Here is a 14,120-nt window from a genome sequence, read left to right on the forward strand (position 1 = left end):
CGTACTCCTTCACCAACCGCATGAGTTTTACAGGTACTTCGTCGTGTTCCAACAGCGAGGTGCCCCCGGCATGGCCAGATCACCATGTCGGGGGCACCCCGGTCGTACAGACGGACTACGAAGGAGGGGGTCAGGCCTCGTCGGCCGCGGAGGCCTTGACGCCGGCCGGCGCCTGCTCCGCCGCGGCGGTCTTCTTCGTCGTCTTCGACGCCTTCTTGGCCGTCGTCTTCTTGGCGGCCGTCTTCTTGGCCGCGGTCTTCTTGGTGGCCGCCTTCTTCGTGGCCGTCTTCTTGGCGGCGGTCTTACGCGCCGTCTTCTTGGCCGGAGCTGCTTCCTCGGCGTCCGCCTCGGGCTTCTCCGTGGCCTTCTCCGGGGCCTCCGTGGCCTTCTCCGCCGACGGGACGACCAGGACGGCCGCCTCCTCGGACGCCGTCGGCGCGGTGGCCTTGCGGACCGCACGGCGGCGCGGACGGGCCGGGGCGGCGTCGGCGGGGGCCTCGGCCACCGGCTCGGCGGCGACCGGCTCGGCGACGGGCTCCGCCTTGGGCGCCTCGGCGACGATCACCTCGGCGGCCTCCCGCTCCGTGCTCTCCGTCTTCGGCGAACCGGCGGGCGCCGTCGCCTTGCGGGTCGCACGGCGGCGCGTACGCCCCTTGGGAGCGGCGTCATCCGCCGGTGCCTCGTGGGCCACCTCGACGACCGGGTCCTCGGCGGCGGCCGGAGTCTCGACCACGGGGGCCTCGACCACCGGAGCCTCGTCCTCGGCCGTGGCGGCCTTCCGGGACCTGGAGCGCTTCTCCGCCTTGGGCGCGGTGTCCGCCTTCGGGGCGCCGGCCGGAGCCGAGGCCCGACGGGTGGCCCTGCGGCGCGAACGGCCACCACGGGAGGCGGCTGCCTCGGCCTCGGAGGCGCTGCTGTAGAGCTCCTCGTCCGGCACGAACTCCGGCTCGGGAAGCGCCACCGGGGCAGCCACTTCGGCCGCGACCTCGGCATCGGACTCGGTCTCGACCTCGTCCGTGCCCTCGTGCTCGTGGTCGTGCGTGTGCTCCTGACCCTGCTCCGAGCCACCGCGCCCGCGCTTCTTGCGCTTGCCACCGCCGCCACCGGCGGAGGTCGGCTGCTCCATGTGCACGATCACGCCGCGGCCGTTGCAGTGCACGCAGGTCTCGGAGAAGGACTCCAGGAGGCCCTGGCCGACGCGCTTACGGGTCATCTGGACGAGACCCAGCGAGGTGACCTCGGCCACCTGGTGTTTCGTACGGTCACGGCCCAGGCATTCGAGCAGGCGACGCAGGACCAGGTCCCGGTTGTTCTCGAGCACCATGTCGATGAAGTCGATGACGACGATGCCACCGAGGTCACGCAGGCGCAGCTGGCGCACGATCTCCTCGGCCGCCTCGAGGTTGTTCTTCGTCACGGTCTCTTCGAGGTTGCCGCCCTGACCGGTGAACTTGCCGGTGTTGACGTCGACGACGATCATCGCCTCGGTCTTGTCGATCACCAGCGAGCCGCCGCTGGGCAGCCAGACCTTGCGGTCGAGCGCCTTCATCAGCTGCTCGTCGATGCGGTACGTCGCGAAGACGTCGACCTCGGAGGTCCAGCGCTGCAGGCGGTCGGCCAGGTCCGGGGCGACGTGGGAGACGTATCCGTGGATGGTCTCCCAGGCGTCGTCACCGCTGACGATGACCTTCGAGAAGTCCTCGTTGAAGATGTCGCGGACGACACGGACGGTCATGTCCGGCTCGCCGTACAGCAGCGTCGGCGCGGCGCCGCCGTTCTTCGCCTTCTTCTGGATCTCTTCCCACTGCTGCTGCAGACGCTCGACGTCACGGCGCAGCTCGTCCTCGCTCGCGCCCTCGGCGGCGGTGCGCACGATGACGCCCGCGTCCTCGGGAACGATCTTCTTGAGGATGGTCTTCAGACGCGCGCGCTCGGTGTCGGGCAGCTTGCGGCTGATGCCGGTCATCGAGCCCTCGGGCACGTAGACCAGGTAGCGGCCCGGCAGCGAGACCTGGCTGGTGAGGCGGGCGCCCTTGTGGCCGATCGGGTCCTTCGTGACCTGCACGAGGACCGACTGGCCCGACTTGAGGGCCGACTCGATGCGACGGGGGCCGTTGGCCATCCCGAGCGCCTCGAAGTTGACCTCACCGGCGTAGAGCACGGCGTTGCGGCCCTTGCCGATGTCGATGAAGGCGGCCTCCATGGACGGCAGCACGTTCTGGACCTTGCCCAGGTAGACGTTGCCGACGTACGAGGTGGCCTGCTCCTTGTTGACGTAGTGCTCGACGAGCACGTTGTCCTCGAGGACGCCGATCTGGGTGCGCTCGCCGTTCTGGCGGACGACCATCACGCGCTCGACGGCCTCGCGACGGGCCAGGAACTCGGCCTCGGTGATGATCGGGACGCGGCGGCGGCCCTGCTCGCGGCCTTCGCGGCGGCGCTGCTTCTTGGCCTCCAGGCGGGTCGAGCCCTTGATGGACTGGACCTCGTCGGCGCCGGTGCCGGGCTCGCGCTCCGCGTCCTTCCCACGCCGTTCCCTCGGCTCACGGACCTTGACGACCGTACGCTCCGGGTCGCCGTCCGCGGTGCTCTCGGACTCGCCGGAGTCACCGGCGCGGCGGCGACGGCGACGGCGGCGACGGCTGCTGCTGGAGCCGGCGCCCGAGCCGTTGTCGTCGGAGTCGTCCTCGGCCTGCTCGGCCGTGTCCTCCGCTTCCTGCTCGGCGGCCGCGTCCGTGTCGGAATCGGCGTCCGAGTCCTGCTGGTCACCGGAGTCGTCGGCGGACTCACCGCGGCGGCGGCGACGGCCACCACGACGGCGACGGCGGCCGTGACGCTCACCGGAGTCGTCGGACTCGTCGTTGTCGGTGTCGCTCTCCGCGGCCGTGTCCTCGGCCTCTTCGGCTTCTTCGGCCTCGGGGACCTCGGCGGGCTGCGGGGCGGCCTTGGCCGGCTCGCGCTCGGCGGCGGGCTGCTCGTCGGCGGCCTTGCGGCGACGGCGACGGCGCCCCCCGGTCTCCTCCTGCACCACCGGCTCGGCGGCGACGGGCTCGGCCTCGACCTCTTCGGCGGGCTCGTCGGCAGCCTCGGCTGCGGCGGCCGCAGCGGCGGCAGCGGCGCTCTCGGGGGTCTGGAACATCGGCTCGGCGAAGACCGGGGCCTGGAAGACGGCTACGGCGGGCCGCGCGGGCTTGCGCCCGGAGTCCTCGTCGGAGTCACCGGCACGGGTCTTGCGGGCACGGGCCGGGGCGGGCGCCGAGAATCCGGCGGCGGCCTTACGGGTGGCGCGGCGGGGCCGGCGTCCACGGGGCGCGTCGTCCTCGGCGGCTTCCGCCTCGGGGGCCTCCACGGGCTCGGCGGCCTTGGGCGCCTCAGCGGTCTCAGGGGCGGCGGCCTCGGCTGCGGGCGCGGACGAGCCGCGGGTCGCACGGCGGCGGGCACGGCGCGGGGCGGCGTCGCCGGATTCCGGCTGCGCCTCGGGCGCGGCCTCGGCGGCGGGCTCCTCGGCGGCGGCCTCGGCGGCCACAGGCGCTTCGGCGGCGGCCTCGGCACCCTGCGGCGCACCAGCGGGAGCGGAGGCGCGGCGGGTGGCACGGCGGCGGCGCGGAGCCGGAGCGGCCTCCTCGGCGGGCTCGGCATCGGCCGTGACCTCGGCGGTCACGGGCTCGGCGGCCGGCGTCTCGGCGGCCGTCTCCGCGCCCTGCGGCGCACCGGCGGGAGCCGAGGCGCGGCGGGTGGCACGGCGGCGGCGCGGAGCGGGAGCGGCTTCCTCGGCCGGTTCGGGCTGAGGAGCAGCGGCCTCGGCGGGCGCTTCGGCGGCGGGGGTGGCCGGTATGGCCGGGGCCGCGGCTTCGGTGGCGCCCGCGGGCGGTCCCGCGGGCCGCGACGCGGCGCGGCGCCTGCGGCGCGGCGGCAAGGTGTCGCTGGGGGTGTTGTTGTCCGAGCCCTCAGTGGGTTCGTTCGGCTCAAGCATGCGGGCGGTTCTCCCGTCACGCTCCCGGGCGCCGCGCCTGGTCCGGTGATGTCCGCGGCCCTCGCTCACCTACGCGGGGCCGCCATCCGGGGGCGTGGGCGCCGCACGGGAGCTCTATGTGTCTGTCTCGCCGGTTCCGTACGCCCAAATGCGGACGGCCTGGCGAAAGTCTCGGTCAGTGCGCTGCCCGACCCAGGTGGCTCCCGAGTACGAGGGCTGCGCTTCGACGCTCGTCCCTACGCGGGACCTTCCGTCGCCGGCACCTTCGCGGCGGCTGCGGCGGCCCCTTGGTTCACAAGCGGGGTCGTGGCTGCCTCGCGGTCGGGCGCGAGCGGGTCGGTCACCGTGCCGGTCTCGTCGTCAAGAAGCCCCTGCGCCAGCCTGGTCACCGCTGCGGCGACCGGCGGCGCCAGGTCGGCCACAGCTCGAAGACCGGACAGGACGTCGTCAGGTCGTACGGCAGGTGTCACGTGCCGAACAACCAGCCGCAGTATCGCACAGGGCTGGTCGGTCGGCCTATCAGCGTCGTGACGGAGCGCCTCGTGGGCGGAGATCGCCTCCAGGCTCACGACGGCCTCGCGGGCATCGAACGTCCGCATGCCGTTCTTCGTGCGGCGCTGGACCTCGACGGCCTCCGCGGCCCGGAAGGCCTCGGCTGCACGCTCCGCGTCCGCGGGCTCCACGCCGTCGAGGCGCAGCTCCCAGATGGACGCGGTGAGGCGGTCCGCGAGTCCCGAGGTGCGGGACTCGACGGCGTCCACGATGTCGAGCCCGCTCGGCATCGACTCGTCGAGCAGCTCCCGCAGCTTGTCGGGGTCGCGCGGCTCGGTGAGCGCGATCTCCAGGTACTCGGCCTCGCTGCCCGTGCCGGTGGGTGCGGCATTGGCGTACGACACCTTCGGGTGCGGGGTGAACCCCGCCGAGTACGCCATGGGCACCTCGGCGCGGCGCAGCGCCCGCTCGAAGGCGCGCTGGAAGTCGCGGTGGCTGGTGAACCGGAGGCGGCCGCGCTTGGTGTAGCGCAGTCGGATGCGCTGCACCGCGGGAGCGGGCGGCGGGCCTTCGGGCTGTCGCTTGCCCAGTGTTCTAGTCCTTCGTGAGTGCGGTCGTACTGCTACCTAGAGTACGTGCCCCGGCCGTGTCCGGTTCCCTCCGGGCCACGGGCACCGGCGCGGGCTCCATCGGGACGGCCCCCACCGGGACCCGTTCCTTCGGTGCCCCGAACAGCGTGCGCCGCACGTCGGCGCGGGCCTCGCGCACGCTCTGGCGGGCGGCGGCCAGGGCCTGCCGGGTGGCGCGGCCCGCGTCCTTGACCGCACGGGCGGTGGGCCGCCAGACCCCGTCGCGCAGCACGTGACCCACCGGAGTGAGCACCGCGCGGTATACCCAGCGCACCGGGTCGACGAAGAGCCACCGCAGCAGCCGGCCGAGGAAGCGGCCCACGGCAAGCGACACATACCCGGCGACACGCCAGGCGTGTCCGAGCGCCGCACCGATCTCGCGTACGACGACTGCGATCCCCCGCCCGATGGGCGCGAGCACCCAGCGCCACAGGGCGACGGCGGGCACGACGAAGATCCAGCGTCCCAGGGCCCCGAGCACCGTCCCGATCCCCCGCAGCAACCAGCTGGCCCCGGCCCCGATCCCCCACGCCGTCCAGGCGATGCCCGCCCCAACTCCCTTGGCCAGCCAGGCGATTGCGTGCCCGATGGGCGTGAGTACGGACGCGTACAGCCACCCGGCGGGGATCGCGACGAGCACCCGCCCCAGCCACGCGAGCCCCATCCCGACGGGCACCACCACATACCGCCACAGCCCCACCCACGGCCACACGAACACCGCCTTGAGCAGCCACACCAGACCGACCCCGATGCCGCGTCCGGCCATCGACGCGCCCGCCGCGATGCCCCGCGCGAGCCAGGTGATCGCGTGCCCGATCGGCGTCAGCACGGACGCGTACAGCCACCCGGCGGGGATCACGACGAGCACCCGCCCCAGCCGGCCGACGCCGAGCCCAACTCCCCTGCACAGCCAGGCGATGCCGTGACCGATCGGCGTGAGGACAGACGCGTACAACCACACCGCGGGCACCACGACGAGCACCCGCCCCAGCCACGCGAGCCCCCTGCCCACGGGCACCACCACATACCGCCACAGCCCCACCCACGGCCACACGAACACCGCCTTGAGCAGCCACACCGCGGCGACGGCGATGCCCCGCGCGACCGGCGTGACGACGTACGCGTTCAGCCACTCGAGCGGCGTCACGATCAACGTCCGCCCCAGCCAGGAGAACGCGCGCCCCACCGGCCGCAGACCCCTGAAGTACAGGAAGCGGCCGCACACGGCGAGGGCGTCCCACACCAGGCGCACCGGCACGACGAGCACGAGCACCACGATCCGCACCGGAACGCGGATCGCGACGGCGAGACAGCCCTCGGCCTGCGGTTGCGAAGGGGTGGGCGGCTGCTGCGGCTCGCGCTTGTGCAGCGAAGGCCGCTTTTCCAGGTCCATGCCGTCCTAGACGCGTCAGTAGCGGGTGCTGGTTCGGTCAGGCGCCCGTCGGGATCCAGTAGCGCAGCTTTCCGCCGCGTTCGCCCTCGAAGGCGCCACCCGCGGCCTCGATCACCTTGCGCGAACCGGTGTTGTCGGTGTCGCAGGTGACAAGGACCGACGCGAGGCCCAGCTCACGGGCGCAGGGCAGCGAGTCGATCAGCATCGCCGTGGCGTGGCCCTTGCGGCGGGCGGTGGGGCGTACGTCGTAGCCGATGTGGCCGCCGTACTCGCGCAGGAAGCGCGTGTTGACGTTGTGCCGGATGGCCAGGCGGCCGAAGTAGTCGGCGCCGTCCGCGTACCAGAGGGTCGTCACCGGGACGGAGAACGGCTCGGCCGGGTGGGTGGCGTCGCGGACCTCGTCGACGTAGCGCTCGAAGACCACCGGGTCGTGCCACTTGTCGCCGTAGTCGCGCAGGGTGCGGCCGAGCGTCGTGTCGTCGTCGACGCCGCCGCGCCCCTCGGCGCGGAACTCCTCCATCGCGGCGATGAAGGACAGATGCACGAGGCCGGAGGGCGGGGCGAGTCGAGGAGCGCCCGCGCCGTCCGCCGGCCCGTGCGGCGTCACTTACTTCACTACCGACAGCGGAAGGAGCTTCTTGCCGGTCGGGCCGATCTGGATCTCCGTCTGCATCTGCGGGCAGACGCCGCAGTCGAAGCACGGGGTCCAGCGGCAGTCCTCGACCTCGGTCTCGTCGAGCGAGTCCTGCCAGTCGTCCCAGAGCCAGTCCTTGTCGAGACCGGAGTCCAGGTGGTCCCAGGGCAGGACCTCCTCGTACGTGCGCTCACGCGTCGTGTACCAGTCGACGTCCACGCCGAAGTCGGGAAGCGTCTTCTCGGCGCAGGCCATCCAGCGGTCGTAGCTGAAGTGCTCGCGCCAGCCGTCGAAGCGGCCGCCGTCCTCGTACACCGCGCGGATGACGGAGCCGATGCGGCGGTCACCGCGCGAGAGCAGGCCCTCGACGATGCCGGGCTTGCCGTCGTGGTAGCGGAAGCCGATGGAGCGGCCGTACTTCTTGTCGCCGCGGATCTTGTCGCGCAGCTTCGCGAGACGGGCGTCCGTCTCCTCGGACGACAGCTGCGGGGCCCACTGGAAGGGCGTGTGCGGCTTGGGCACGAAGCCGCCGATGGAGACCGTGCAGCGGATGTCGTTGCCCGCGACCTCGCGGCCCTTGGCGATGACGTTCGCCGCCATGTCCGCGATCTGCAGGACGTCCTCGTCGGTCTCGGTGGGCAGGCCGAGCATGAAGTACAGCTTGACCTGGCGCCAGCCGTTGCCGTACGCCGTCGCGACGGTGCGGATCAGGTCCTCCTCGGAGACCATCTTGTTGATGACCTTCCGCATCCGCTCGCTGCCGCCCTCGGGGGCGAACGTCAGACCCGACCGACGGCCGTTCCGCGTCAGCTCGTTCGCCAGGTCGATGTTGAAGGCGTCGACGCGGGTCGAGGGCAGGGAGAGGCCGATCTTGTCTTCCTCGTACCGGTCCGCGAGGCCCTTGGCGACGTCCGCGATCTCGGTGTGGTCCGCGGAGGACAGGGAGAGCAGTCCGACCTCTTCGAAGCCGGTCGCCTTGAGGCCCTTCTCCACCATGTCGCCGATGCCGGTGATGCTTCGCTCCCGCACGGGGCGCGTGATCATGCCGGCCTGGCAGAAGCGGCAGCCGCGGGTGCAGCCGCGGAAGATCTCCACGGACATGCGCTCGTGGACGGTCTCCGCGAGCGGCACGAGGGGCTGCTTGGGGTAGGGCCACTCGTCCAGGTCCATGACGGTGTGCTTGGACACGCGCCACGGGACACCGGACTTGTTCGGTACGACGCGGCCGATGCGCCCGTCCGGGAGGTACTCGACGTCGTAGAACCCGGGGACGTAGACGTTGCCGGTCCTCGCGAGGCGGAACAGGACCTCCTCGCGGCCGCCGGGGCGGCCCTCGGCCTTCCACTCGCGGATGATCGCCGTCATGTCGAGCACGGCCTGCTCGCCGTCGCCGATGACCGCGCAGTCGATGAACTCCGCGATCGGCTCGGGGTTGAAGGCCGCGTGGCCTCCGGCGAGGACGATCGGGTCGTCGACCGTGCGGTCCTTGGACTCCAGGGGAATCCCGGCCAGGTCGAGGGCCGTGAGCATGTTCGTGTAGCCGAGCTCCGTGGAGAAGCTGAGGCCGAACACGTCGAAGGCGCCGACGGGGCGGTGGCTGTCCACGGTGAACTGCGGGACCTCGTGCTCCCGCATCAGCTCTTCGAGGTCCGGCCAGACGCTGTACGTGCGCTCGGCGAGGACGCCATCGCGCTCGTTGAGCACCTCGTAAAGGATCATGACGCCCTGGTTGGGCAGCCCGACCTCGTACGCGTCGGGGTACATGAGCGCCCAGCGGACGTCACATGCGTCCCAGTCCTTGACGGTGGAGTTGAGCTCTCCGCCGACGTACTGGATGGGCTTCTGGACGTGCGGGAGAAGCGCTTCCAGGCGTGGGAAGACGGACTCGACAGGCATCTCGGCGTCTCTCATGAGCTGGCAGGGGGACCATCCAGCGTACCCCGCCGCTCACCCGCCCAATGACGACCTCAGTTTCGCCTTGGATGCCTTGGCCCAGACCCCCGGCAGCTCTCGTTCGCGGTCCGCTGCGGCGGCCTCCTCCTGGCCGTACAGGATTCCCCAGGTGAAGGCGGTCTCGCCCGCCGCGTGGGCCTGGATCGCCAGGTTCCGCAATGCGTCGCGGGCGACGACGCTGTCCTGGTGGTCGCCGAGGACCTTCTGGACGGCCTTCATCCGCTTCGCGAACCGCTTGGCGGGCTTGCCGAGCGCGGGCCTTGCCGCCTCGCCCGCGTACCGGGCACGCTTCGCGGCCTTGCGGGCGCCGTGCATCGCCACGTCCCGCTCCTCCCCCGGCGCGAGCGCGAGGGCGTGCTCGATGCGGTCGGCGAGGCGGGCGTAGTCCTTCCGGACGGCCTTGGGGAGGGCCTTGCCGGGGGACGCGGCGGCGTTCTTGCGCAGCGGGGGGTCGGCGAGCAGCGCGTCCACGGAGTTCAGGAGCTGCAGGTACCTCCGCGCGTCGAGGGCGGCGACGGTCCTGCCCCGGGCGTCTCCGGCGCCCGCGACGGTCCAGATCCGCAGACGGGCCTGGACCGGGCCGAGGAGCAGCGTCCCCGGCACGGCGTCGACGCGGCCCGTGAGCCGTTCGGCGAGGACCTCCTGGTCGCGGTCGACACCGAGCTCACCCGCGAGCCACTTGAGTTCGTCGCCGATCGGGTCGGTGACGGTGCGGTCGAGCAGCTTGCGGTACGAGCGGAACGCGCTGCGCATGCGCCGCGTGGCGACCCGCATCTGGTGCACGGAGTCCGGCACGTCACGGCGGACGTCGGGGTCGAGGGCGACGAGAGCGTCGCGCTGGGTGCGGATGTAGGCGAGGACGTGGTCGGCAGCGGTGAAAGGGGCGGGTTGCGCGGCGGGGTCCTTCAGACGGATGACGGCGTACCGCTCGCCCTTCTTCCCCTTCTTGACCTCGGCAGGCTTCAGCTCGCCGCCCTTCGGGAGCCGCTGCCGGGTCGCGCTCAGCGCCGTACCAGCCTGGGCCTTGGCCAGTTTCGAAGCGGCCGTCGACCGCTCGACCCCCAGCTTCTTCAGCTTCTTCTCGATCCGGTCGAGGAGCGCGGGGTCCGCGCCGTCCGCGAGCTCGACCTCGATCTCGGCCCATTCGACGGTGCCGCCGCCCGCAGTGAGCCGCTCCGCCATGACCCGGTCGACGCTCAGCTCGGCCAGGAGTTCGCCCTTGCCGTCGAGGAGGTGTCGCAGATCCCGCGCGGTCAACAAGCGCATGACGGGCACGAGTTCGGCATCACGCACCCGGGACCGCAGGAGTCCGGACAGCTCGGGCGGCACCACGTCCGAGAGCGGGGCCTGGATCTCGTCCCGCACTCCCTGCGCGAGGGACACCGGCAGCTTCAGGTGCCAGCCCTCGTCGTCGCCGCCCGTGCGGCGGCGCAGCGTGATCGAGTCGGCGAGCAGGAGTTGGTCGGCGGTGTCGTGATAGACGGCGTCCAGTTCGACGACGCCCTTGTCGACGACGTCCGCGACCCCGGCGACACCGGTCAGGTCCGGCAGCTCCGCGTCCGCCCCGACGTCGTACTTCCGCTCGATCTCCCGCTTTGTCTCCGCCATGAACCGAATCTAGACGGGATCCGGGGCGCTGGGCAGTCCCCCAGGCGCCCCGGGGCGGAGCTAGGCCGACATCGGACGCTGCACCTTGATCGACTGGAGCAGGCCGACGGCCACCCAGACGGCGAACATCGATGATCCTCCGTACGAGACGAACGGCAGCGGCAGACCGGCCACCGGCATGATGCCGAGCGTCATCCCGATGTTCTCGAAGGACTGGAAGGCGAACCAGGCGATGATCCCGGCGGCGACGATCGTGCCGTACAGCTCGGTCGTCTCGCGCGCGATGCGGCAGGCCCGCCAGAGCAGGACCCCGAGCAGGACCAGGATGAGCCCCGCGCCCGCGAAGCCGAGCTCCTCGCCCGCGACGGTGAACACGAAGTCCGTCTGCTGCTCGGGCACGAACTGTCCCGTGGTCTGCGAGCCCTTGAAGAGGCCGGTGCCCGACAGGCCGCCGGAGCCGATCGCGATGCGCGCCTGGTTGGTGTTGTAGCCGACGCCCGCCGGGTCGAGCGCGGGGTTGGCGAAGGCCGCGAAGCGGGCGATCTGGTAGTCGTCGAGGACGCCGAGCTGCCAGACGGCGATCGCGCCCGCCGCGCCCGTGCCGAGGAGTCCGAAGACCCAGCGGTTGGAGGCGCCCGACGCGAGCAGCACGCCGAGCACGATCATCGCCATCACCATGACCGACCCGAGGTCGGGCATGAGGAGCACGATCAGTATCGGTACGGCGGCCAGGCCGAGGGCCTGCAGGACCGTGCGGTGGTCGGGGTGGTCCCGGTCGCCCGCGTCCACCCGAGCCGCGAGCAGCATCGCCATGCCGAGGATGATCGTGATCTTCACGAACTCGGACGGCTGCAGCGAGAAGCCGCCGCCGAGCACGATCCACGCGTGCGCGCCGTTGATCGTCGCGCCGAGCGGGGTGAGGACGAGCAGGACGAGGAAGACGGAGATGCCGTAGAGGATCGGCACCGCCGTGCGCAGCGTCCGGTGGCCGAGCCACACCGTGCCCGCCATCAGGGCGATGCCGATGCCGGTGTTCAGGACGTGCTTGAGCAGGTAGGCGTACGGGTCGTCGCCGACCAGTTCGGTGCGGTTGCGCGTCGCCGAGTAGACGAGCGCGGAGCCGATCGCGGAGAGCGCGAGCGCCGAGAGCAGTATCGGCCAGTCCAGTCTGCGCACCAGCGAGTCGCGGGCGAACAGGCGTGCCGAGATCGACGAGCGCTCGGGCCCGTAACCGGAGACGGAGAAGCCATTGTTGCCGGCCACTAGTCACGCCTCCCGTTCGCGGGCGCGCCCGCGAGTTCCTGCTGCTCCTGCGGGGGCTTGGGGGCCTCCGGCTTGAACGGCTTGATCTTCGGGGAGTCGATGGAGCCGTCGGTCTCGATCTTCGGCAGGTTCTTCTGCGGCTCGGGCAGCAGGGCCTTCTTGAGGTCCTGCTTGCCGTTCTCGTCCAGGCCGTAGATGCCGTCGTAGATCTTGCGGACGGCGGGTCCCGATGCGCCGGAGCCCGTACCACCCTGGGCGATCGTCATCACGATCGAGTAGTCCTTGGTGTACGTCGCGAACCACGAGGTGGTCTGCTTGCCGTAGACCTCGGCCGTGCCCGTCTTGGCGTGCATCGGGATCTTGTCCTGCGGCCAGCCGCCGAACCGCCAGGCGGCGGTTCCCTGGGTCGCCACGTCGGCGAGGGCACCGTCTATGTCGCTGCGGGTCTTCTCGTTCATGGGCAGCTTGCCGTGCGACTTCGGCTTGATCTCCTGGACCTGCTTGCCGTCGGCGCTGACGATCGCCTTGCCGACGGTGGGGTCGTACATGGTGCCGCCGTTGGCGATCGCGGAGTAGATCGTGGCCATCTGGATCGGGGTGACGAGGGTGTCGCCCTGGCCGATGGAGTAGTTGACGGAGTCACCGGCGCGCATCTTCATGCCTTCGAGGCAGTTCTCGTACGCGATCTGCTCCACGTAGTCACCGCCCTTCTTGCCCTGCTTGCACCAGCCGTCCTTGTTGGCCTTCCAGTAGTCCTTCTTCCACTGGCGGTCCGGGACGCGGCCGGAGACCTCATTCGGCAGGTCGATGCCGGTCTCCTTGCCGAGGCCGAACTGGTGGGCCGTCTTGTAGAACCAGTCCTTGGCGTCCTTCTTCGGCTTGTTGCCGCCGTCCTTGGCCCACTGGTCGTGCGAGAGCTTGTAGAAGACGGTGTCGCACGAGACCTCGAGGGCCTGGCCGAGGGTGATGGAGCCGTGGCCCTGGGACTCGAAGTTCTTGAAGGTCTGGCCGCCGATGGAGTACGAGCTGGGGCAGGGGTAGCGCCCGTCGAAGTCGTAGCCCGCGTTGACCGCCGCGGTCGTCGGGATGACCTTGAAGATCGAGCCGGGGGCCGCCTGGCCCTGGATGGCGCGGTTCAGGAGCGGGTAGTTGGAGTCCTTGCCGGTGAGCTTCGTGTAGTCCTTGCCGGAGATGCCGCCGACCCAGGCGTTCGGGTCGTAGTTCGGGTTGGACGCCATGGAGACGATGCGTCCGGTCTTGTTCTCCATGACGACGACGGCGCCCGCGTCCGCCTTGTAGTTTTCGTTGGTGTTCTTGTCGAACTCCTGGCGGGCCTTCTTCATCGCGTCGTTCAGCCAGTACTCCGACAGGGCCTGCACGCGCGCGTCGATGCTGGTGACGACGTTCGCGCCGGGCTGGGCCGGGTCGTCCTTGGCCTTGCCGATGACGCGGCCGAGCTTGTCGACCTCGTAGCGGGTGACGCCGGCCTTGCCGCGCAGCTGCGCGTCGTAGGTCCGCTCCAGGCCGGAGCGGCCGACCATGTCCGAGCGCAGGAACGGCGAGTCGGTGTTCTCCGCCTTGGTGATCTCCTCGTCCGTGACGGGCGAGAGATAGCCGAGGACCTGCGCGGTGTTGGACTTGCCGGGCGCGGGATAGCGGCGTACGGCGGTGGGCTCGGCGGTGATGCCGGGGAAGTCCTCGGCGCGCTCGCGGATCTGGAGGGCCTGCCGGGGCGAGGCCTCGTCCGTGATCGGGATCGGCTGGTAGGGCGAGCCGTTCCAGCAGGGCTGGGGGGTCTTGGAGTCGCAGAGGCGGACCTTCTCGGAGACCTCTTTGGCGGTCATGCCCAGGACGTCGGCGAGCTTGGCGAGGGCCGCCTTGCCGTCGTCCTTCATCTTCATGAGCTCCGTGCGGGACGCGGAGACGACCAGACGCGTCTGGTTGTCGGCGATCGGCACCCCGCGGGCGTCGAGGATCGAGCCGCGCACGGCGGGCTGGACGACCTGCTGGACGTGGTTGCCCGAGGCCTCCTCCGCGTACTCCTCACCGTTGCGGATCTGGAGGTACCAGAGGCGACCGCCGAGGGTGAGGAGGAGGGAGAGCACGAGGATCTGGATGACGATGAGACGGATCTGAACCCGGGGGGTCCGTCCGGTCTCCGGGATGTTGGTCACT

8 protein-coding genes are annotated in these 14,120 nt (G+C 71.2%); all 8 read right to left on the bottom strand.

The annotated features are described in order from the left end of the window. Positions 1-130: 130 nt before the first annotated feature. Complete coding sequence (locus AC5P1C_RS23325; protein WP_493867850.1) at positions 131-3,973, bottom strand: Rne/Rng family ribonuclease; 3,843 nt, start codon at positions 3,971-3,973, stop codon at positions 131-133. Between the two features lie 236 nt (positions 3,974-4,209). Continuing rightward, positions 4,210-5,013: a TIGR03936 family radical SAM-associated protein gene (locus AC5P1C_RS23330; protein ID WP_493867851.1), complete on the bottom strand. Its 804-nt coding sequence runs from the start codon at positions 5,011-5,013 to the stop codon at positions 4,210-4,212. A gap of 46 nt (positions 5,014-5,059) precedes the next feature. After that, positions 5,060-6,487, bottom strand: a complete 1,428-nt coding sequence (locus tag AC5P1C_RS23335; protein WP_493867852.1) for a hypothetical protein — start codon at positions 6,485-6,487, stop codon at positions 5,060-5,062. Positions 6,488-6,524: 37 nt separating this feature from the next. After that, a complete protein-coding gene (locus AC5P1C_RS23340; protein WP_493867853.1) occupies positions 6,525-7,094 on the bottom strand; it encodes a GNAT family N-acetyltransferase in 570 nt (189 codons plus the stop codon). Beyond that, positions 7,095-9,017 (bottom strand): TIGR03960 family B12-binding radical SAM protein, encoded by a 1,923-nt coding sequence (locus tag AC5P1C_RS23345; protein WP_493867854.1) that lies wholly within the window; start codon positions 9,015-9,017, stop codon positions 7,095-7,097. 51 nt (positions 9,018-9,068) lie between these two features. Then, the gene (locus AC5P1C_RS23350) at positions 9,069-10,682 is read right to left on the bottom strand and encodes a CYTH and CHAD domain-containing protein (RefSeq protein WP_493867855.1); all 1,614 of its coding nucleotides are present in this window, start codon (positions 10,680-10,682) and stop codon (positions 9,069-9,071) included. Positions 10,683-10,742: 60 nt separating this feature from the next. Continuing rightward, on the bottom strand, positions 10,743-11,945 hold the full coding sequence (gene rodA, locus AC5P1C_RS23355) for a rod shape-determining protein RodA (RefSeq protein WP_493867856.1): 1,203 nt from the start codon (positions 11,943-11,945) through the stop codon (positions 10,743-10,745). Continuing rightward, positions 11,945-14,119: a penicillin-binding protein 2 gene (gene mrdA / locus AC5P1C_RS23360; protein ID WP_493867857.1), complete on the bottom strand. Its 2,175-nt coding sequence runs from the start codon at positions 14,117-14,119 to the stop codon at positions 11,945-11,947. Before mrdA ends, rodA begins: the two co-directional genes overlap by 1 nt. Position 14,120 lies beyond the last annotated feature (1 nt).

This window comes from Streptomyces sp. A18 (assembly GCF_059026065.1).